The organism is Enterobacter sp. 18A13 (assembly GCF_007035975.1).
GTDB lineage: Bacteria > Pseudomonadota > Gammaproteobacteria > Enterobacterales > Enterobacteriaceae > Enterobacter > Enterobacter vonholyi.
Genome location: NZ_AP019634.1, coordinates 1874310 through 1894179 on the forward strand (window position 1 = coordinate 1874310; position 19870 = coordinate 1894179).

Annotated in this window: 19 protein-coding genes; 14 read left to right on the forward strand and 5 right to left on the reverse strand. The window is 56.4% G+C overall.

Annotated elements, in window-relative coordinates; all coding sequences use genetic code 11:
• Positions 1-4: 4 nt before the first annotated feature.
• A complete protein-coding gene (locus FOY93_RS09230) occupies positions 5-688 on the reverse strand; it encodes a TVP38/TMEM64 family protein (RefSeq protein ID WP_133294201.1) in 684 nt (227 codons plus the stop codon).
• Positions 689-694: 6 nt separating this feature from the next.
• Complete coding sequence (xthA, locus tag FOY93_RS09235) at positions 695-1501, reverse strand: exodeoxyribonuclease III (RefSeq protein ID WP_111965595.1); 807 nt, start codon at positions 1499-1501, stop codon at positions 695-697.
• Between the two features lie 433 nt (positions 1502-1934).
• On the opposite strand from xthA, the gene astC reads away from it, so the two are divergent.
• The 7 genes from astC (at position 1935) to ves (ending at position 9646) form a co-directional block, all read left to right on the forward strand.
• A complete protein-coding gene (astC, locus tag FOY93_RS09240) occupies positions 1935-3155 on the forward strand; it encodes a succinylornithine/acetylornithine transaminase (protein ID WP_111965596.1) in 1221 nt (406 codons plus the stop codon).
• Positions 3152-4186, forward strand: coding sequence for an arginine N-succinyltransferase (gene astA / locus FOY93_RS09245; RefSeq protein WP_115874811.1), 1035 nt, complete (start codon positions 3152-3154; stop codon positions 4184-4186). The genes astC and astA overlap by 4 nt, the downstream gene beginning before the upstream one ends.
• Positions 4183-5670, forward strand: a complete 1488-nt coding sequence (astD, locus tag FOY93_RS09250) for a succinylglutamate-semialdehyde dehydrogenase (protein WP_133294203.1) — start codon at positions 4183-4185, stop codon at positions 5668-5670. The genes astA and astD overlap by 4 nt, the downstream gene beginning before the upstream one ends.
• Positions 5657-6982 carry an N-succinylarginine dihydrolase gene (gene astB, locus FOY93_RS09255; protein ID WP_143344993.1) on the forward strand — a complete coding sequence of 442 codons (1326 nt, stop codon included), beginning with the start codon at positions 5657-5659 and terminating at the stop codon, positions 6980-6982. Before astD ends, astB begins: the two co-directional genes overlap by 14 nt.
• A gap of 10 nt (positions 6983-6992) precedes the next feature.
• Entirely contained in the window at positions 6993-7958 is a 966-nt protein-coding gene (gene astE, locus FOY93_RS09260; protein ID WP_143344994.1) for a succinylglutamate desuccinylase, read from the forward strand.
• Positions 7959-8296: 338 nt separating this feature from the next.
• On the forward strand, positions 8297-8791 hold the full coding sequence (gene spy, locus FOY93_RS09265; RefSeq protein WP_143344995.1) for an ATP-independent periplasmic protein-refolding chaperone Spy: 495 nt from the start codon (positions 8297-8299) through the stop codon (positions 8789-8791).
• 297 nt (positions 8792-9088) lie between these two features.
• Positions 9089-9646, forward strand: a complete 558-nt coding sequence (ves, locus tag FOY93_RS09270) for an environmental stress-induced protein Ves (protein WP_133294206.1) — start codon at positions 9089-9091, stop codon at positions 9644-9646.
• Here ves and cho read toward each other — a convergent pair.
• Both cho and nadE read right to left on the reverse strand, forming a co-directional pair.
• Positions 9624-10502, reverse strand: a complete 879-nt coding sequence (gene cho, locus FOY93_RS09275; protein ID WP_133294207.1) for an excinuclease Cho — start codon at positions 10500-10502, stop codon at positions 9624-9626. The genes ves and cho overlap by 23 nt on opposite strands.
• Positions 10503-10616: 114 nt before the next feature.
• The gene (gene nadE, locus FOY93_RS09280; RefSeq protein ID WP_111965602.1) at positions 10617-11444 is read right to left on the reverse strand and encodes an NAD(+) synthase; all 828 of its coding nucleotides are present in this window, start codon (positions 11442-11444) and stop codon (positions 10617-10619) included.
• A 232-nt stretch (positions 11445-11676) separates the two neighbouring features.
• Between nadE and osmE the strand changes: the two genes are divergently transcribed.
• The 7 genes from osmE (at position 11677) to chbG (ending at position 17527) form a co-directional block, all read left to right on the forward strand.
• The gene (gene osmE, locus FOY93_RS09285; protein ID WP_010430142.1) at positions 11677-12021 is read left to right on the forward strand and encodes an osmotically-inducible lipoprotein OsmE; all 345 of its coding nucleotides are present in this window, start codon (positions 11677-11679) and stop codon (positions 12019-12021) included.
• A 281-nt stretch (positions 12022-12302) separates the two neighbouring features.
• Positions 12303-12620: a PTS N,N'-diacetylchitobiose transporter subunit IIB gene (gene chbB, locus FOY93_RS09290; protein ID WP_111965603.1), complete on the forward strand. Its 318-nt coding sequence runs from the start codon at positions 12303-12305 to the stop codon at positions 12618-12620.
• 79 nt (positions 12621-12699) lie between these two features.
• Positions 12700-14058 (forward strand): PTS N,N'-diacetylchitobiose transporter subunit IIC, encoded by a 1359-nt coding sequence (gene chbC / locus FOY93_RS09295; protein WP_032657878.1) that lies wholly within the window; start codon positions 12700-12702, stop codon positions 14056-14058.
• Between the two features lie 47 nt (positions 14059-14105).
• Positions 14106-14453 (forward strand): PTS N,N'-diacetylchitobiose transporter subunit IIA, encoded by a 348-nt coding sequence (gene chbA / locus FOY93_RS09300; protein ID WP_111965604.1) that lies wholly within the window; start codon positions 14106-14108, stop codon positions 14451-14453.
• Between the two features lie 29 nt (positions 14454-14482).
• Positions 14483-15301 carry a transcriptional regulator ChbR gene (gene chbR / locus FOY93_RS09305; RefSeq protein WP_029740446.1) on the forward strand — a complete coding sequence of 273 codons (819 nt, stop codon included), beginning with the start codon at positions 14483-14485 and terminating at the stop codon, positions 15299-15301.
• A 109-nt stretch (positions 15302-15410) separates the two neighbouring features.
• On the forward strand, positions 15411-16766 hold the full coding sequence (locus tag FOY93_RS09310) for a 6-phospho-beta-glucosidase (RefSeq protein WP_136194710.1): 1356 nt from the start codon (positions 15411-15413) through the stop codon (positions 16764-16766).
• Between the two features lie 11 nt (positions 16767-16777).
• Positions 16778-17527, forward strand: coding sequence for a chitin disaccharide deacetylase (gene chbG / locus FOY93_RS09315; RefSeq protein WP_133294209.1), 750 nt, complete (start codon positions 16778-16780; stop codon positions 17525-17527).
• 88 nt (positions 17528-17615) lie between these two features.
• Here chbG and katE read toward each other — a convergent pair whose 3' ends face one another.
• On the reverse strand, positions 17616-19865 hold the full coding sequence (gene katE / locus FOY93_RS09320) for a catalase HPII (RefSeq protein WP_136194711.1): 2250 nt from the start codon (positions 19863-19865) through the stop codon (positions 17616-17618).
• Between the last annotated feature and the right edge of the window lie 5 nt (positions 19866-19870).

Sequence of the window (19870 nt, forward strand, 5' to 3'; positions counted from 1 at the left end):
TGCCTCACTTTTTAGCAGACGGGAGAAAACGGGAAAACAGCCGGCGGGTGACCAGCGGTAATAACCCCAGTAGTGTAAAGGCGAATAGCATGCCCGGCGACAAAATATCGCGCAGCGAAGTCACTTTTCCCAGCTCGCGCCCGGCGTTCAGAAAGATAATCGTGGCGGGCAGCATGGCGACCTGGCTGACCCACCAGTAGCGGCAGACGCCCATGCGGGTCAGCCCCATCAGCAAATTCACCAGAAAAAACGGGAACAGCGGCATCAGGCGCAGGGCAAAAAGAAAGTTCGCGCCGTCGCGTGCCATGCCAGCGTTTACCGTTTTCATCTGCTGAGCAAACCGCTGCTGAACCCAGTCGCGCAGCAGATAACGGCTTGCGAGCATCGCAAGCGTCGCCCCGAGGGTGGAGGCAAACGAGACCAGCACGGTGCCTTCCCACAGGCTAAACAACGCCCCGCCCAGCAGGGTGAGGATCGCCGCGCCGGGAATCGAGAGGGCGGAGACCGCCACATAGATCGCAAAAAAGGTCAGCGCGCTGCGCAGCGGCGCGTGGTCAACATGGGAGAGGAGTGCCTGCTGGTGGGTTTTAATCCCTTCCAGGGAGAGGGTTCCCGGGGAAAGCATGACAAACGTCAACATAAATGCGCCCAGAAGGGCGCACAGGAAGAGTGTTTTTGGAATGTTCACGCGTCATTACAGCTTGAATTTAGCCCACACCGGCGCGTGGTCAGATGGTTTTTCCATGCTGCGGATGTCGTAGTCGATCCCGGTTTCGATGCAGCGCTCGGCCAGCGGCGAACTGGCCAGCAGCAGGTCGATACGCAGGCCGCGGTTGTCGTCAAAGCCTTTTGAGCGGTAGTCAAACCAGGAGAAGCGATCCTGCGTTTCCGGGTTGGCGTTGCGGAACGTGTCCACCAGGCCCCAGCCCAGCAGGCGCTCCATCCACTCACGCTCTTCCGGCAGGAAGGAGCATTTGCCGGTGCGCAGCCAGCGTTTGCGGTTCTCTTCGCCAATACCGATATCGAGATCCGTCGGGCTGATATTCATGTCGCCCATGATCAGCACCGGATTCTCTTTTTTGAGTTCGGTGGTCAGGTAGTCCTGCAGATCCTGATAAAACTTGGCTTTAGCCGGGAATTTTGTTTCATGGTCACGGCTCTCACCCTGCGGGAAATAGCCGTTAATGACCGTGATATTTCCGAGCGCGGAAGGGACTTCCGCCATGATGATGCGGCGCTGCGCTTCTTCACCGTCGCCGGGGAAGCCGCGACGCACGGAAACCGGCGGCGCTTTGGTGAGCAGCGCGACGCCATAGTGACCTTTCTGGCCGTGATAAAAGACGTTGTAGCCGAGTTTCGCCACCTCTTCGAGGGGGAACATGTCGTCGTGAACCTTTGTCTCCTGCAGGCCGATCACATCTGGCTGATGTTGCTCAACGATAGCTTCAAGCTGATGAGGGCGGGCACGCAGGCCGTTGATATTAAAAGAGACAAATTTCATAGTCGCTGCCAGTGCAAGGTGAATAGTGCAGGGATGGTAGCAGAATTTGCGTCAACTGTTACCGGCTTCGGCCAATAACTGCAACAGATAATGCCGGTGGTGCAATATTTGCACCATTCTGACGCGCCTCGCCCTCAAACAGGGCGTAAATGACCGATAAATTTCGCGAGCGATCACAATTCCAGAATTATATTTGGCCTGTGCATACTCTTTCTGATTTTAATGCGGCAAAGCGCCGCTTGTCGTAAAAATATTCACTTTTTATGCACTAAAGGTGAATAACTCCATATTGTAACTTATTGATATTCTGTTACCTCAACCCGTTTATGCAATTTTATCGCTGGCTGGCACGAAGGCTGCAATCTACATTCACAGTGCAAACACTCAATTATTTAACATTCAAATAACCTTTTATTTACCGGATGAGGTCGCTATGTCTCTGTCAATTACGCGTGAAAATTTCGATGAATGGATGATGCCGGTTTACGCTCCGGCGGCTTTTATTCCGGTTCGTGGGGAAGGCTCGCGCCTGTGGGATCAGCAGGGTAAAGAGTATATCGACTTTGCAGGTGGGATTGCGGTCAACGCGCTGGGTCATGCGCACCCGGCGCTGCGTCAGGCGCTCAATGACCAGGCGGCGAAGTTCTGGCATACCGGCAACGGCTTTACCAACGAGCCCGCGCTGCGCCTGGCCAAAAAACTGATCGACGCGACGTTTGCGGAGAAGGTCTTTTTCTGTAACTCGGGGGCGGAAGCCAACGAAGCGGCGCTGAAGCTGGCGCGCAAATATGCGCACGATAAATTTGGTACCCACAAGAGCGGCATCGTGGCGTTTAAAAATGCCTTCCACGGGCGCACGCTCTTTACCGTCAGCGCGGGCGGCCAGCCTTCATACTCGCAGGATTTCGCCCCGCTGCCGCCGGATATCCGTCACGGTATTTATAACGATCTGCAGTCCGCCAGCGAGCTGATTAACGACACCACCTGCGCGGTGATCGTCGAGCCGATGCAGGGCGAGGGCGGCGTGCTTCCGGCGAAAAAGGAATTCCTGCAGGGGCTGCGCGAGCTGTGCGATCGTCATAACGCGGTGCTGATTTTCGACGAAGTGCAGACCGGCGTGGGCCGCACCGGCGAGCTGTATGCCTATATGCACTACGGCGTCACGCCGGACGTGCTTTCGACCGCCAAAGCGCTGGGCGGCGGCTTTCCGATTGGCGCGACGCTGACCACCGATAAATTCGCCAGCGTGATGACCGTCGGCACCCACGGCACCACCTACGGCGGCAACCCGCTGGCCACCGCCGTCGCCGGACAGGTGCTCGACATCATTAACACCCCTGAGGTGCTGAAGGGCGTTAAGCAGCGCCACGACTGGTTTGTTGAGCGTCTGAACGCCATCAACGGCAAAACGGGGCTGTTTAAAGAGATCCGCGGCCTGGGGCTGTTAATCGGCTGCGAGCTCACAGCTGAGTTTGCCGGGAAAGCTAAACTTATTTCACAGGAAGCGGCAAAAGTGGGCGTGATGGTGCTGATTGCCGGTGCCAACGTAGTGCGTTTTGCTCCCGCGCTGATCGTCAGCGAGGAAGAGGTGCAAACCGGTCTGGACCGCTTTGCGCTGGCGTGTGAAAAAGTGAAATCCGGGGTGTCATCATGATGGTCATCCGTCCCGTTGAGCGCGGCGACCTCGCCGGGCTCATGCAGCTTGCCGGTAAGACGGGAGGCGGGCTGACCTCGCTTCCTGCCGATGAAAATACGCTGTCGGCGCGCATTGAGCGCGCCCTGCAAACCTGGCAGGGGACGTTGCCAAAAAGCGAACAGGGGTATGTGTTCGTGCTGGAAGACACCGACACGGGAACCGTGGCCGGGATCTGCGCCATTGAAGTGGCCGTCGGGCTTAACGATCCGTGGTACAACTACCGCGTCGGCACCATGGTTCACGCCTCGAAAGAGCTTAACGTCTATAACGCGCTGCCCACGCTGTTTCTCTGCAATGACCACACGGGCGCCAGCGAGCTTTGCACGCTGTTTCTCGACCCGGCGTGGCGAAAAGAGGGCAACGGCTATCTGCTCTCCAAATCGCGCTTTATGTTTATGGCCGCCTTCCGCGATCGCTTTAACGAAAAAGTGGTTGCGGAGATGCGCGGCGTGATCGACGACACCGGCTACTCACCGTTCTGGGAGAGCCTGGGCGAGCGCTTCTTCTCGATGGAGTTCAGCCGGGCGGACTATCTCTGCGGCACCGGCCAGAAAGCCTTTATTGCCGAACTGATGCCGAAGCATCCTATTTATACCCATTTCCTCAGCCCGGAAGCACAGGCGGTGATCGGCGAAGTGCATCCGCAAACCGCACCCGCCCGCGCGGTGCTGGAGAAAGAAGGCTTCCGCTACCGCAACTATGTCGACATCTTTGACGGCGGGCCTACGCTTGAGTGCGATATCGACCGCGTGCGCGCGATCCGTAAGAGCCGGCTGGTTGAGGTCTCTGAAGGCCAGCCCGCGCCGGGCGACTGGCCGGCGTGCCTGGTGGCGAACGAAAATTATGCCAACTTCCGCGCCATGCTGGTGCGTACCAACCCCAAATGTGAACGTCTGGTGCTGACGGCTGCAGAACTGGATGCCCTGAAATGTAACGCCGGCGATACGGTTCGCCTGGTGCGTCTCTGCCCTGAGGAGAAAACAGCATGACATTATGGATTAACGGTGACTGGGTCACGGGCGAAGGCGAACAGCGCGTAAAGACCAATCCGGTAGGAAAAGAGGCGCTCTGGAAGGGGAATGACGCCAGCGCCGCGCAGGTGGAACAAGCCTGCCATGCCGCCCGCCGCGCGTTTCCGGCGTGGGCAAAACAGCCTTTCGCCGTGCGCCAGGAAATTGTTGAAAAGTTTGCCGGGCTGCTGGAGGCAAACAAGGCCGAACTGACGCGCATCATCGCGTCTGAAACCAGTAAACCGCGCTGGGAAGCGACAACCGAAGTGACGGCGATGATCAACAAAATCGCCATTTCGGTGAAGGCGTACCACACCCGTACCGGCGAACAGCACACCGACATGCCGGACGGCGCGGCCACGCTGCGCCACCGTCCGCACGGCGTGCTGGCGGTGTTTGGTCCGTACAACTTCCCGGGGCATCTGCCGAATGGGCACATTGTGCCCGCGCTGCTGGCGGGCAATACCGTCATCTTCAAACCGAGCGAGCTCACGCCATTAACCGGCGAAGCGGTGGTTAAGCTGTGGGAACAGGCAGGCCTGCCGCCGGGCGTGCTAAACCTGGTGCAGGGCGGACGGGAAACCGGTCAGGCGCTGAGCGCGCTGAGCGATATCGACGGCCTGCTGTTTACCGGCAGCGCCGGGACGGGCTATCAGCTGCACCGCCAGCTGGCGGGGCAGCCGGAAAAAATTCTGGCGCTGGAGATGGGGGGCAACAACCCGCTGATTGTGGAAGACCCGGATGATATTGACGCCGCGGTGCACCTGACGATTCAGTCCGCCTTTATAACCGCCGGACAGCGCTGCACCTGTGCCCGCCGTCTGCTGGTGAAAAGAGGTGCGCAGGGGGATGCTTTCCTGAAACGTCTTGTAGAGGTAAGCGCGCGCCTGGTGCCAGCCGCGTGGGATGCCGATCCGCAGCCGTTTATCGGCGGACTGATTTCCGAACAGGCCGCGCTGAACGTGCTGAAGGCCTGGCAGGACCACGTCGCGCGCGGCGCGAAAACCCTGCTGGAGCCGAAGCTGGTTCAGCCGGGAACCTCGCTGCTGACGCCGGGCATCGTAGAGATGAGTGGCGCGAGCAACGTCCCGGATGAAGAGGTCTTTGGTCCGCTGCTGTGCGTCTGGCGTTACGACGATTTTGATGCGGCGATTGCGATGGCCAATAACACCCGCTACGGCCTGTCGAGCGGGCTGATTTCGCCTCATCGCGAGAAGTTTGATCGGCTGCTGCTGGAAGCGCGCGCCGGGATTGTGAACTGGAATAAACCGCTGACCGGGGCCGCGAGCACCGCGCCGTTCGGCGGCGTGGGCGCATCGGGCAACCATCGCGCCAGCGCGTGGTATGCCGCCGATTACTGTGCCTGGCCGATGGCGAGCCTGGAAACCCCGGCGCTGACGCTGCCGGAGACGCTTAATCCGGGGCTGGACTTTACCGGAGGGGACCGTCATGAAAGCGCGTGAAGTCAACTTTGACGGGCTGGTGGGGCTGACGCACCACTACGCCGGTCTCTCTTTTGGTAATGAAGCCTCGACGAAGCACCGCTTTCAGGTTTCCAACCCGAAGCTGGCGGCAAAACAGGGGCTGCTGAAGATGAAAGCGCTGGCGGATGCCGGTTTCCCGCAGGCGGTGATCCCGCCGCAGGAGCGTCCGAACGTGGCGGTGCTGCGCCAGCTCGGCTTTAGCGGCACCGATGAGCAGGTAGTTGAAAAAGCGGGTACGCAGACGCCGCACCTGCTCTCGGCGGCAAGCTCCGCCTCTTCGATGTGGGTCGCCAACGCGGCAACCGTCGCGCCGTCAGCCGATACGCTGGATGGCAAAGTCCACCTGACGGTGGCGAACCTGAATAACAAGTTTCACCGCGCCACCGAAGCGGAAACCACCGAGCGCGTGCTGCGCGCCATTTTCAACCAGGACGCCCATTTTGCGGTGCATCAGGCCCTGCCGCAGGTGGCGATGTTCGGCGACGAAGGCGCGGCCAACCATAACCGCCTGGGGGGCGATTATGGCGATCCGGGCCTGCAGCTGTTTATCTACGGGCGAGAAGAGGGCAGCCACGCCGCGCCAACCCGTTATCCTGCTCGTCAGACGCTGGCGGCCAGCCAGGCGGTTGCCCGCCTGAATCAGGTTAATCCTTCCCAGGTGTTTTTTGCCCAGCAAAACCCGCATGTGATTGACCAGGGCGTATTCCACAACGACGTGATCGCCGTTTCTAACCGCCAGGTGCTGTTCTGCCACGAGCAGGCGTTTGCCCATCAGGAGAAACTGCTCGCCACGCTGCATGAGCGCGTGCGCGGCTTTACGCCAATTCAGGTGCCCACGGAGGCGGTGAGCGTGCAGGACGCGGTAGAAACGTATCTGTTCAATAGCCAGCTGCTGAGCCGCGATGACGGCAGCATGATGCTGGTTCTGCCGCAGGAGTCCCGGGATCATCAGGGCGTGTGGCGCTATCTGACCGAGCTGGTGAAGGCCGATAACCCCATTTCCGAACTGCGCGTGTTTGACCTGCGCGAAAGCATGGCCAACGGCGGTGGTCCCGCCTGTTTACGTCTGCGCGTGGTCTTGACCCAGGACGAAATGCAGGCGGTGAATCCGGCGGTCATGATGAACGATACGCTCTTTACGCGGCTGAATGACTGGGTCGATCGCTACTATCGCGATCGGTTAACGCAGGCGGATCTGGTTGACCCGCAGCTTCTGCGTGAAGGTCGCGAGGCGCTGGACGCGTTATCGGCAATCCTGCAGCTGGGATCGGTTTACCCGTTCCAGCGCTGAAGGAGTGGATATGGAAAATTTACTGGCGCTGACCCTGGCCGATGAGACACCGGAACAGAAAGAGGGGGAGGGCCCCTCATTTCGCTGGCGGTGGCTGGGCCGCGGGGTGCTTGAGCTGACGCCGACAGCAAAAAGCGATCTCTCGCTGCTGCTTTCAACGGGTATCCACGGGAATGAAACGGCGCCCGTTGAGATTGTCGATCTGCTGCTGCGCGCGCTGTATCGCGATGAGATTACCCTGAAGTGCCGCGTGCTGGTGGTGCTCGGCAATCCGCCTGCGCTGGCGCAAAACAAGCGGTATCTGGTCAGCGATATCAACCGCATGTTCGGCGGGCGCTGGTCGCAGTTTCCGCAGAGTGACGAAACGGCGCGGGCACAGTGGCTGGAGAACATCGTGACCCCGTTTTTTGCCGCTGCGGGACCCGTGCGCTGGCATCTGGATCTGCACACGGCAATTCGCGCGTCCTACCACGTTCGCTTCGGCGTTCTGCCGCAGCGCAATCAGCCGTGGGAGGAAGATTTCCTGGGCTGGCTGGGAGACGCCGGGCTGGAGGCGCTGGTGTTTCACCAGTCGCCGGGCGGAACCTTTACGCACTTCACCTGTGAGCACTTTGGGGCGTTGTCCTGTACGCTGGAGCTGGGGAAAGCGCTGCCGTTTGGGCAAAACGATCTTACCCGCTTTGCGCCAACGCATCTCGCCCTGCGGGCGCTGCTGGGCGGGTTGGCTCCCGAGCCTACGCATCAGACCGTTGAGCGTTACCGGGTCGTACAGCAGATCACGCGCCGCAGCGACGCCTTCCTGCTCCACATGGCCGCACACACACTCAACTTCACCCCGTTCCGCAAAGGGGCGCTGCTGGCCGAGGATGGCGAGGAACGTTACGAGGTGCAGAAAACCACCGAGTATGTTTTATTCCCTAACCCAACCGTCGCGTTTGGCCTGCGGGCCGGGCTGATGCTGGAAAAAATATCCTGAACCTTTCCCCTCTCATCATCCGGGAGGGGAAGTTAAATACCTTTTCTTAGCAATTAAAGCGCGTGAACGTGTTTTGCAGAATATTCCTGGTGAATTGCTTTATTATTCACCTTCACTCCGTTATACTTCTGCAAAATCGCTTTAAAATCATCGTATTGAATATTTTTGGTTGCAACTCTCCACGCTTTATCCTTATTTCCTCCACATTTGGCGAAAATTTGTTTTTTACACTTTCATTGTTTTACCGTTGCTCTGACTAATTGACGATAAACCCCGTAAAGTTAATCTCGTCAACACGGCATAGCGCCGAAGAATAACTGAAAGAAAGGAAATAAATTATGCGTAAGTTTACTGCACTGTTTGTTGCTTCTACCCTGGCTCTGGGCGCTACCAGCATGGCGTTCGCCGCAGATACTGCGACCACTGCACCTGCCGCGCCTGCTGAAGGCAAAATGATGATGCATCATAAAGGTCCGGGTATGCACAACGAGATGATGATGTTTAAGGATCTCAACCTGACGGATGCGCAGAAGCAGCAGATCCGCGACATCAGAAAAGGCGAACGCGACCAGATGAAACGTCCACCGCTTGAAGAGCGTCGCGCGATGCATGACATCATCGCCAGCGACAGCTTCGATAAGGCGAAAGCCGAAGCGCAGATCGACAAAATGGCCGAGGAGCACAAAGCCCGCATGCTGGCTCACATGGAAACCCAGAACAAGATCTACAACATTCTGACCCCTGAACAGAAAAAACAATTTAATGCGAATTTTGAGAAGCGTCTGACAGAACGTCCGGCGATGGAAGGTAAAATGCCAGCACCAACCGAATAATCGGTTCACTCTCTTAAGACCGCCGGGATCCTGTCCACAAAAGCGCAATCGCTGTGGACAGGACCGGCGGTTTTTCTTTCCTGCCCTCTTGTCTGCCGCCGCCAGCGCGGTATGCTCCTGTAGTCGCATCAGAGAATGTTTGTAGAGTCATGGCGTTAGAATTTTTATTAACGTTCCGCTAAGGCCTGCCCGCTCTGCTGCCGATACTGTTTCTGTGAATACCCAACGATAACAAACAAGACAGCAACGATAGCAATATCCTTGCCCTGGCACGGGTTGTGCCATTCAGGAGTGGTGATGGAGTTCTTTGATATCCGTAAGATGCCGGTCAGCCTCTGGCGCAATGGTGCGGGTGAAACGCGTGAGATTTGTTGTTTCCCTCCCGCGACGCGGGATTTTCAATGGCGTGCCAGTATCGCGACTATTGCAAGCAACGGCGAATTTTCCTCGTTTCCAGGCGTTGACCGGGTGATCACGTTACTGGAAGGAGGGGAGGTGACGCTGGATGCCGGTCAGGCATTCTTCCATACCCTCAAGCACCATCAGCCCTACAGCTTTGCCGGCGATCTGCCGGTGAAAGCGCTGCTGTCCGATGGGCGGATGGCGATGGACTTCAACATCATGACCCGGCGCGACTGCTGCCGGGCGAAGGTGCGCGTGGCTGACCGTACCTTTACCACCTTTGGCTCACGCGGGGGCGTGGTATTTGTGTTAACCGGGGCGTGGCAGCTGGGTGATAAATTGCTGACGGCCGATCAGGGCGCCAGCTGGGAGGAGGGTACCCATACGCTGCGTCTGCTGGAGGCTCAGGGCACCTTATTGTTCAGCGAAATCACGTGGCTGCCAGGTCATTGAGCACAATGATCTCAAATTTACCGGCTAATACCGGCTTACAGAGAATTTTATAGCCATCGTGGTCAAATCCGGCGGGCGTGCGCAGCAGGGTTGCCGCGTCGTTGATGTCGTCGACAGCGCCCAGCCAGAGCCAGTTATTGACGATGTGATACTGGGTCATCGCGTCACCCACTTCTTTTAGCGCAACGGCGCTTTCCCAGGGCCAGCACTTCACGCTGATGGCCCCCAGACCGGAGAGGAGCCGGGCGTGGTGCGCCTCAATGCTCTCTTTCCCACAGCAGGCACCGGCGCAGCGCTTCAGCGCGGATCGGAAACAGGCGCGTCCGCGGGTGGTTGCCTCCAGACCTAAAAGGCTGTAGCAAAGCTGCAGCTCGTCCGCCAGCGTCTGCAGCGCCTGGAGCGCGGCGCGTTTATTGGCGAACAGCCCATAGAGATTGGGGGCATGTGAAAAATCGACCTCGCGCGCGTAGACGACCTGCGGCTTGCCATCGTTGATCTGCAGGGAGCAGAGCTGACGGTTGCGGCGCAGGCGCTTATTGAACAGCGGCTGCTGCTCTTTAATCAAACGCGCTTCCAGCAATAGCGCGCCCATTTCTCCGGCCGTCTGGAACCAGGTAATGCGTCGCGACTGGCGCAGCATGGCGGCCTCGTCCGGGGTACGCAGATGGGATAACACCCGACTGCGAATGTTAACGCTCTTGCCAATGTAGAGCGGCAGGGTGTCGCTTTCGCCGTGAAAGATGTACACGCCCGGCTGTTTAGGCAATGCTTCAAGCCAGGGGCGAAGGTGCTCGGGATATTCGTAGATAGCCGCCGCTTCAAACTCAAGACGCGGGGCGGATTGACGCCTGCTCACATACTGCTCCATATACTGTTCAGGTATACAGTGTAGCAGGAGTGTGGTGGTTAAAAAAGAGCCGGGTGGCGGCGACGCCTTACCCGGCCTACAAAACGGGGTTACCGTTTTGCTTTATTTTTTCCAGAAGTCGTCAAACACCGTAATGGGCGTGTGGCGCTTGTGCTCGGTTTTCAGATACCAGCCTTCGATGATTTTCGCGGTACGTTCATCCAGCTTTTTGCCTTCCAGATAATCATCAATGTTGTCATAGGTGACGCCAAGCGCTGCTTCATCCGGCAGGGAAGGGCGATCGTCCTCCAGATCGGCTGTCGGCGCTTTCTTATACAGATGCTCAGGACAGCCCAGCGCGGCAAGCAGCTGCTTGCCCTGACGCTTGTTGAGACGGAAGATAGGGTTAATGTCGGTGCCGCCGTCGCCGTATTTGGTGAAGAAACCGGTGATCGCTTCTGCCGCATGGTCGGTGCCGACCACGACGCCTTTGGTCATCCCTGCGATGCTGTACTGTGCTTTCATACGTTCGCGGGCTTTCTCGTTGCCGCGAACAAAATCGCTCAGCTCAATGCCCGCTTCGCGAAGCGCCTGCTCGCTTGCCAGCACCGAGCCCTTAATATTCACGGTCAGCACGCGGTCAGGCTGAATGAAGGCAATGGCATCCTGGCAATCCTGCTCGTCCGCCTGTACGCCGTAAGGAAGGCGCACAGCGATAAACTGCAGCGTCTCATCGCCCGTCTCTTCGCGAAGCTCTGAAATCGCCATCTGGCAGAGTTTACCGGTCAGGGTAGAATCCTGGCCGCCGCTGATGCCCAGCACCAGGGATTTCAGGAAAGCGTTCTTTTTTAAGTACGATTTTAAAAAATCCACGCTGCGGCGGATCTCTTCATGTGCATCTACCGTAGGCTTCGCGCCCAGTGCCTGAATAATCTCTTGTTGCAGAGCCATCACGCCCTCCATATGCAGTACATAAACAGAATGTGTTAGCTGTTAAAACTAACCCTTTGGGCGAGAAACGACAAGGATCACAGTTTCGAGTGCGCTAATTTGCGCCGATTTAGCAGCTTATCGTTGTTTTATTAGAATTTTCCGAAATTCGTCTGGCGTAACTCACAAAGTTGAACAATAGTACTTTTTATCCCATGCTTAGATAACACGCTGATAAACAAGAGGACGGAATATGAACAAGAACGTAGCAGGAATTCTTAGCGCAGCGGCGGTACTGACTATGCTGGCAGGGTGTACGGCTTACGATCGCACTAAGGATCAGTTTACGCAGCCCGTAGTAAAAGACGTTAAAAAAGGGATGACCCGTTCGCAGGTGGCTGCGATTGCCGGTAAACCTTCTTCTGAAGTGACCATGATTCATGCGAAAGGGACCTGCCAGACCTATATCCTGGGTCAACGTGATGGTAAGGCAGAAACCTACTTTGTCGCCCTGGATGATACCGGCCATGTGATTAACTCCGGCTATCAGACCTGTGCTGAATACGATACCGATCCGCAGGCACCTAAGGCGCAGTAACCCTGCTTGCCTGAGGATGTAAAAAACCGGCCCCCAGGGCCGGTTTTTTTATGCATCAGAAAATCTTATTTCTTTGCGCGAATTATTTGCCCGAAATGTGAAGGGAGTCAACAAGCCAGGTCAATGAGAGACAATTTGAGTCTATCCAGAATTATCCCCTGTCTGTACCATTGCGTATACTCACTCCAACGATAAACAACAGTACGCAAGCTACCTGTCTGCTGGGACAGCGAGTCGAGTGATAGCGCGATGGCAGGTAGTCATACAAGAGGGAAATCACGATGGAAAAGAAACATATCTACCTGTTCTGCTCAGCGGGCATGTCAACCTCGCTTCTGGTTTCAAAGATGCGTGCGCAGGCTGAAAAGTATGAAGTCCCTGTGGTGATTGAAGCGTTCCCCGAGACGCTGGCGGGCGAAAAAGGTCAGAGAGCCGATGTCGTTTTACTGGGACCGCAAATCGCCTATATGTTGCCCGAAATTCAACGACTGTTACCGAATAAACCGGTCGAAGTGATCGACTCGGGGCTGTACGGCAAAATTGATGGTTTAGGTGTTCTTAAAGCTGCTGTGGCAGCCATTAAAAAAGCTGCTAATTAATTTTTATTTTTCCCGTCAAAGAGTTATTTCACACACAATACGCCGTAACATGCGTTACGGCATTTAAGGGTATTTTCCTATGAGTAAAGTCATCGCTTCACTTGAAAAGGTACTCCTTCCTTTTGCTGTTAAAATAGGAAAGCAGCCTCACGTTAATGCCATCAAAAACGGCTTTATTAAATTAATGCCGTTGACGCTGGCCGGGGCCATGTTCGTTTTAATTAACAACGTTTTTCTGAGCTTTGGTGAAGGTTCCTTCTTTTATTCATTAGGAATTCGGTTAGACGCTTCTACTATTGAAACCCTTAATGGTTTTAAAGCCATCGGCGGCAACGTCTATAACGGTACGTTGGGGATTATGTCGCTGATGGCGCCTTTCTTTATTGGGATGGCACTGGCAGAAGAGCGTAAGGTGGATCCGCTGGCCGCCGGGTTATTATCCGTCGCCGCCTTTATGACCGTAACGCCATACAGCGTGGGTGAAGCCTATGCCGTCGGTGCCAACTGGCTGGGCGGGGCCAACATCATCTCCGGTATTGTTATCGGTCTGGTGGTGGCAGAGATGTTCACCTTTATTATCCGCCGCAACTGGGTTATCCGCCTGCCGGATAGCGTACCGGCTTCTGTTTCTCGTTCATTTTCCGCGTTGATTCCGGGCTTCATTATTCTCTCCATCATGGGGATTATCGCCTGGGCGCTCTCCCACTGGGGCACAAACTTCCACCAGATCATCATGGACTCTATCTCTACGCCGCTGGCGTCGATGGGTGGCGTGGTCGGTTGGGCGTATGTGATTTTTACCTCTCTGCTGTGGTTCTTTGGCGTGCATGGTTCACTGGCACTGGCCGCGCTGGACAGCGGAATTATGACCCCATGGGCACTGGAAAACGTTGCGCTTTACCAACAGTACGGCTCCGTTGACGCGGCGCTGGCAGCGGGTAAAACCTTCCATGTGTGGGCGAAGCCGATGCTTGACTCCTATATCTTCCTGGGCGGTACCGGGGCGACCTTGGGTCTGATCATCGCGGTCTTTATTGTCTCTCGCCGTGCTGACTACCGTCAGGTCGCTAAGCTGGCGCTGCCATCAGGCATCTTCCAGATTAACGAACCGATTCTGTTCGGTCTGCCAATCATCATGAACCCGGTAATGTTCATTCCGTTCATCCTGATTCAGCCGCTGCTGGCCGCTATCACCCTGACGGCGTATTACATGGGCATCATCCCACCGGTCACCAACATTGCGCCGTGGACCATGCCGGCGGGTCTGGGCGCCTTCTTCAACACCAACGGCAGCGTCGCGGCCTTCCTGCTGGCGATATTCAACCTCGGAGTTGCCACCCTGCTGTACATGCCGTTCGTGGCGATTGCCAACAAAGCCGCCACCATCATTGATGAAGAAGAGAGCGAAGAGGATATTGCCCTCTCACTGAAATTCTAAGATTGACCGGCGCGGGGAAACCCGCGCCAGCCACAAGGAGCTTAAACATGTTAGATTTGGATAGTATTGTCGCAGACGAAGCCGTTGAGAACGATCTCGAAGAAGTGGTGATGGGGCTTATCATCAACTCCGGGCAGGCCCGCAGCCTGGCCTATGGCGCACTGAAGCAGGCCAAGCAGGGGGATTTCGCCGCGGCAAAAACCATGATGGAACAGTCCCGCACGGCGCTTAACGAAGCGCATCTGGTGCAAACAAAGCTGATTGAAAGCGATCAGGGCGAAGGAAAGATGAAGGTCAGCCTGGTGCTGGTCCACGCGCAGGATCACCTGATGACCTCGATGCTGGCGCGCGAGCTGGTGGCGGAGCTCATTGAGCTTCACGAGAAGATGCAGTAAGTCAGACTGAGTAGCAGGAGGTCAGCACGATGGAAATCAAAACCGCGCTTGAACAGCAGCTGTTTAACGGCAAAAATTTTCACGTGGTTATCTACAACAAAACGGAGAGCGCCAGCGGTCTGCACCAGCATGACTACTACGAGTTCACGATTGTTCTGACCGGTCGCTACTATCAGGAGATCAACGGTAAGCGCGTCCTGCTTGAACGAGGGGATTTCGTCTTCCTGCCGATGGGGTCTTACCACCAGAGCTTTTACGAATTTGGTGCCACCCGCATTCTGAACGTGGGCGTCAGCAGACGTTTCTTCGAGAAGCACTATCTGCCGCTGGTGCCGTTCTGCTTTGTGGCCTCTCAGGTCTATCGGGTCAAAAACGAGTTCATGACCTGGATTGAAACGGTTATCGCCTCGCTTAACTTCCGCGACAATGAATTTGATGAGTTTATTGAAACGGTGACCTTCTACGTGATGAACCGGCTGCGCCACCATCGGGAAGAGCAGCAGGTAACGGATGATATTCCACAGTGGCTGCGCAGCACCGTTGAGCTGATGCACGATAAAGGCCAGTTCAGCGAAAATGCGCTGGAAAATATGGTCTCCCTGTCGGGGAAATCCCAGGAATATCTGACCCGCGCGACGCAGCGCTATTATCGTAAAACGCCCGTGCAAATTATTAATGAAATCCGCATTAATTTTGCTAAAAAACAACTGGAAATTACCAACTATTCTGTCACCGATATTGCATACGAGTCAGGATACAGCAGCCCCAGCCTGTTTATTAAAACCTTTAAGAAATTGACGTCATTCACACCGAACAGTTACCGGAAAAATTTGACGGTAATTAATTAACTGTCGGCGGATTACCCGCCACGAATATTGCTTTAATGGCTTGCCCAAATAGCGGGAAGAGCACGCTATACCTTGCAGGCGATTAACCTGATACGCTAAGGGAGATATTATGCAGAAGAAATTAAAAGTCGTAACCATTGGTGGCGGCAGCAGCTATACCCCGGAATTACTCGAAGGTTTCCTGAAACGTTATCATGAATTACCGGTCAGCGAATTATGGCTGGTAGACGTTGAGGAAGGTCAGGAAAAGCTGAATATTATTTTCGACCTGTGCAAGCGCATGGTGGAAAAAGCGGGCGTGCCTCTGACCGTGCATAAAACCCTCGATCGTCGTCTGGCGCTGAAAGATGCGGATTTCGTGACCACCCAGCTGCGCGTCGGCCAGCTGAAAGCGCGTGAGCTGGACGAACGTATTCCCCTGAGCCATGGCTATCTGGGGCAGGAGACCAACGGCGCGGGCGGCCTTTTTAAAGGCCTGCGTACCATCCCGGTCATTTTCGACATCGTCAAAGACGTGCAGGAGATCTGCCCGAACGCGTGGGTGATTAACTTCACCAACCCGGCCGGGATGGTGACCGAGGCGGTCTATCGGCATACGAACTTCAAACGTTTTATCGGCGTCTGTAATATTCCGATCGGCATGAAGATGTTCATCCGCGACGTGCTGGAGCTGACCGACAGCGACGACCTCTCCATCGATTTGTTCGGCCTGAACCACATGGTGTTCATTAAAGACGTTATCGTGAACGGTAAATCACGGTTTGCCGAACTGCTGGACGGCGTGGCTTCCGGTCGCCTGACGGCGGCATCGGTGAAAAACATCTTTGACCTGCCGTTTAGCGAAGGGTTGATCCGCTCGCTGAATCTGCTGCCTTGCTCGTATTTGCTTTACTACTTCAAGCAGAAAGAGATGCTGGCCATCGAAATGGGCGAGTACTATAAGGGCGGCGCGCGTGCGCAGATCGTTCAGAAGGTCGAGAAGCAGCTGTTCGATTTGTATAAAGATCCGAACCTGAACGTCAAACCGAAAGAGCTGGAGCAGCGCGGCGGGGCCTACTACTCCGATGCGGCGTGCGAAGTGATCAACGCCATCTACAACGACAAGCAGGCGGAGCACTATGTGAATGTGCCGCATCATGGACATATCGACAATATTCCGGCTGACTGGGCGGTTGAGATGACCTGCATCCTGGGGCGCGAGGGTGCTAAACCGCATCCCCGTATCACCCGCTTCGATGACAAGGTCATGGGCCTGATTCATACCATCAAAGGCTTTGAAGTGGCGGCAAGCAATGCGGCGCTAAGCGGCGAACTCAATGACGTGCTGCTGGCGTTGAACCTTAGCCCGCTGGTGCATTCCGACCGCGACGCGGAGCAGCTGGCCAGCGAGATGATCCTGGCGCATGAGAAATGGTTGCCAAACTTTGCCGCTACGATCGAGAAGCTGAAGTTCAAACAGCAATAAGAGGACGCACAATGGAAAACCTGCTGATCGTTAATGCTGATGATTTTGGCCTCTCGAAAGGCCAGAACTACGGCATTATTGAAGCCTGTCGCCGGGGTGTGGTGACCTCTACCACGGCGCTGGTTAATGGTGAGGCGGTTGAACACTCGGCGCAGCTGAGCCGCGAGGTGCCGGAGCTGGGCGTCGGCATGCATTTTGTACTGACGCTCGGGATGCCGCTTTCTCCAATGCCGGGCCTGACGCGCGACGGCCAGCTGGGCAAATGGATTTGGGAACTGGCAGAGCAGGGTGCTCTGCCGCTCGAAGAGATTGCCCGCGAGCTGGAGAGTCAGTTCAACCGCTTTGTTGATGTGTTTGGTAGGGCGCCGACGCACATCGATAGCCATCACCACGTGCATATGATCCCGACGATTTTCCCGATTGTCGCTGATTTCGCAAAGCGCAACGGCGTCGCGATGCGCGTAGATCGGGAGGTGCGCGGATTGCCGGACTGCGCTGTCACCACCACAGAGGGGTTCAGCAGCGCATTTTACGGCGACGAGATTGACGACGCGCTGTTCCTGAAGGTGCTGGATGATTCCGCCGCGCGAGGGGAACGGTCGCTGGAGGTCATGGCGCATCCTGCCTTTGTCGATAACACCGTGCATAAAAGCGCCTACTGCTGGCCGCGCCTGGCGGAGCTGGATGTCCTGACGTCGCCGTCGTTGAAATACGCGATTGCCGAGCGAGGGTATCGTTTGGGGACGTTCGGGGATCTTTGAAATAAAGCCCGGTGGCGGCTTTACCTTACCGGGCCTACAAAACCAATCGAATGTAGGCCGGGTAAGCGCAAGCGCCACCCGGCTTTTTTTACGCCGGTATCTGGTCAATCTTGCTGCTTCGCGACCAGACGCGGTGCGCGGCGAGCAAAACAAACAGCTTCGTCATAAAGGCATCGTCAACGTTATCTCCCTCGACAATGCCGTCCTCACCCTGATCGGCAACCTTCAGCTGCGCCTTAAACTGTCGCGCGTCGCCGGACAGCGCGATCGGCTTCAGGTGCTTATAGGCTTCCAGCAGATAATAGACGGCGTCGCCGTTGGTCAGCAGGCTGGCAATATCCCCGCCCGGCACAATTACCGCATCGACGGTCAGCGATGGCGCACCGGCAAAGGTCGCCGCGACCGGCAGCACAGAACCATCGTCGGCCGTCACTTCACCCATGCGGGAATAGAGCAGTTTGGCATGCACGCCCTGGGTTTTAAGCGCCTGCATAATTCCCAGCACGTCGCTGGCGCGGGTTTTGTCGTTCAGCAGAACGGCGACCACGCGGCCTTTAATCGAGCCGCCCGGCACCGCATACAGGCTCAGAGACGGATCTTTTTTCACCCCGTTAACCTCTTTCGGCGGGGCAAGATTGCGCTGCTCGTCGGTCAGCGTAATGCCCAGGTTATCCGCAACGCTCTGGGCTAGCTGAATATCAATATGCGCCAGCTGATCGACTACCCGCTCGCGGATGTAGGTGCGCACCACTTTGCTCAGCTCAAAGCTGAAGCCGCCGATGATGTGCTGTTGCTCAATCGGCGTCTGGCTGTTCCAGAACAGGCGAGGGTGGGCGTAATATTCGCCGAACGAGGGGCTACGCTCGCGAATTTTGTTGCCATCGATACGCTCCTGGTACGATTCGAAGCCACCGCGTTTCGGCCCGGGAGGGGTTTCACGCGGCCAGTTATCGTTGATGGAGTTCGGCTCATAGTTAGCCGGGTTGGTATCAATATCCTGACGGTGCATCCCGTCGCGCTGGAAGTTATGGTACGGGCAGGTTGGGCGGTTAATCGGAATTTCGTGGAAGTTCGGCCCGCCGAGTCGGCTGATCTGCGTATCGGTATAGGAGAACAGGCGTCCCTGAAGGAGCGGATCGTTGGTGAAGTCCAGCCCCGGCACGATATGCCCCGGGTGGAACGCGGCCTGCTCGTTTTCGGCAAAGAAATTATCCGGGTTGCGGTTGAGCACCATTTTACCTACCAGCTGCACCGGTACCAGCTCTTCCGGGATCAGCTTCGTCGGGTCCAGAAGATCGAAATCGAACTTAAATTCGTCCTCTTCCGGGATGAGCTGCAGACCCAGCTCGTACTCCGGGAAGTCGCCCGCTTCAATGGACTCCCACAGCTCGCGGCGATGGAAGTCCGGATCGCGCCCGGTCAGCTTCTGCGCCTCGTCCCACACCAGCGAGGCTTTACCCGCTACCGGCTTCCAGTGGAAGCGCACAAACGTGGCTTTCCCCTCGGCGTTGATCATCCGGAAGGTGTGGATGCCAAACCCTTCCATGGTGCGGTAGCTGCGTGGAATGCCGCGGTCTGACATCGCCCACATCACGTTGTGCAAGGTTTCAGGCTGCAGGGAGACGTAGTCCCAGAAGGTGTCGTGCGCACTTTGTCCCTGCGGTATGGCCCAGTGGGGCTCCGGTTTTACCGCATGGACAAAGTCAGGAAATTTATGCGCATCCTGAATGAAGAACACCGGGGTGTTGTTGCCGACCAGATCGAAAATCCCCTCTTCGGTATAAAATTTGGTGGCAAAGCCGCGGATATCCCGGACGGTATCTGCCGACCCCGCACCGCCCTGCACGGTGGAGAAACGCACAAACACCGGGGTGATTTTATCCGGGTCGGAGAGGAAATCCGCTTTAGTGATCGCTTTCAGACTCTTATAGGGCTGGAAGTAGCCGTGCGCAGCGGAACCGCGCGCGTGGACGATACGTTCCGGTATCCGCTCGTGGTCGAAGTGGGTAATTTTTTCCCGCAGGATAAAGTCTTCCAGCAGGGTAGGCCCGCGCGCGCCTGCGCGAAGGGAGTTCTGATCGTCAGCAATGCGTACGCCCTGATTGGTGGTGAGCGCAAAACCTTCGCCGCCTTTACGGTGTGGCTCAAGAGATTTCAGCTTCTCGTTTCCCGTATCCGGCGATTTCATGCTTCCCGGTGCGGTAGGCTGTTCTCCCGGCGCGGAAGGGCCAGGCGAGGGGCGGTGAGAGCCGTCAGCAGGGGCGAGAGAGTCCATACCCGGTTGAGATTCTTCAGTGCCATGAATCGGTGATTGATGTGTTTTATCTTTGTTCGACATTGCAC

Bases quoted from the DNA above. Each gene is read 5' to 3' on its own strand.
- chbG (WP_133294209.1), top strand. From the start codon at position 16,778: ATGGAAAACCTGCTGATCGTTAATGCTGATGATTTTGGCCTCTCGAAA.
- astE (WP_143344994.1), top strand. From the start codon at position 6,993: ATGGAAAATTTACTGGCGCTGACCCTGGCCGATGAGACACCGGAACAG.
- chbR (WP_029740446.1), top strand. From the start codon at position 14,483: ATGGAAATCAAAACCGCGCTTGAACAGCAGCTGTTTAACGGCAAAAAT.
- nadE (WP_111965602.1), bottom strand. From the start codon at position 11,444: ATGGCTCTGCAACAAGAGATTATTCAGGCACTGGGCGCGAAGCCTACG.
- osmE (WP_010430142.1), top strand. From the start codon at position 11,677: ATGAACAAGAACGTAGCAGGAATTCTTAGCGCAGCGGCGGTACTGACT.
- chbC (WP_032657878.1), top strand. From the start codon at position 12,700: ATGAGTAAAGTCATCGCTTCACTTGAAAAGGTACTCCTTCCTTTTGCT.
- astC (WP_111965596.1), top strand. From the start codon at position 1,935: ATGTCTCTGTCAATTACGCGTGAAAATTTCGATGAATGGATGATGCCG.
- ves (WP_133294206.1), top strand. From the start codon at position 9,089: ATGGAGTTCTTTGATATCCGTAAGATGCCGGTCAGCCTCTGGCGCAAT.
- xthA (WP_111965595.1), bottom strand. From the start codon at position 1,501: ATGAAATTTGTCTCTTTTAATATCAACGGCCTGCGTGCCCGCCCTCAT.
- chbA (WP_111965604.1), top strand. From the start codon at position 14,106: ATGTTAGATTTGGATAGTATTGTCGCAGACGAAGCCGTTGAGAACGAT.
- astD (WP_133294203.1), top strand. From the start codon at position 4,183: ATGACATTATGGATTAACGGTGACTGGGTCACGGGCGAAGGCGAACAG.
- astA (WP_115874811.1), top strand. From the start codon at position 3,152: ATGATGGTCATCCGTCCCGTTGAGCGCGGCGACCTCGCCGGGCTCATG.
- spy (WP_143344995.1), top strand. From the start codon at position 8,297: ATGCGTAAGTTTACTGCACTGTTTGTTGCTTCTACCCTGGCTCTGGGC.
- FOY93_RS09310 (WP_136194710.1), top strand. From the start codon at position 15,411: ATGCAGAAGAAATTAAAAGTCGTAACCATTGGTGGCGGCAGCAGCTAT.
- katE (WP_136194711.1), bottom strand. From the start codon at position 19,865: ATGTCGAACAAAGATAAAACACATCAATCACCGATTCATGGCACTGAA.
- chbB (WP_111965603.1), top strand. From the start codon at position 12,303: ATGGAAAAGAAACATATCTACCTGTTCTGCTCAGCGGGCATGTCAACC.
- astB (WP_143344993.1), top strand. From the start codon at position 5,657: ATGAAAGCGCGTGAAGTCAACTTTGACGGGCTGGTGGGGCTGACGCAC.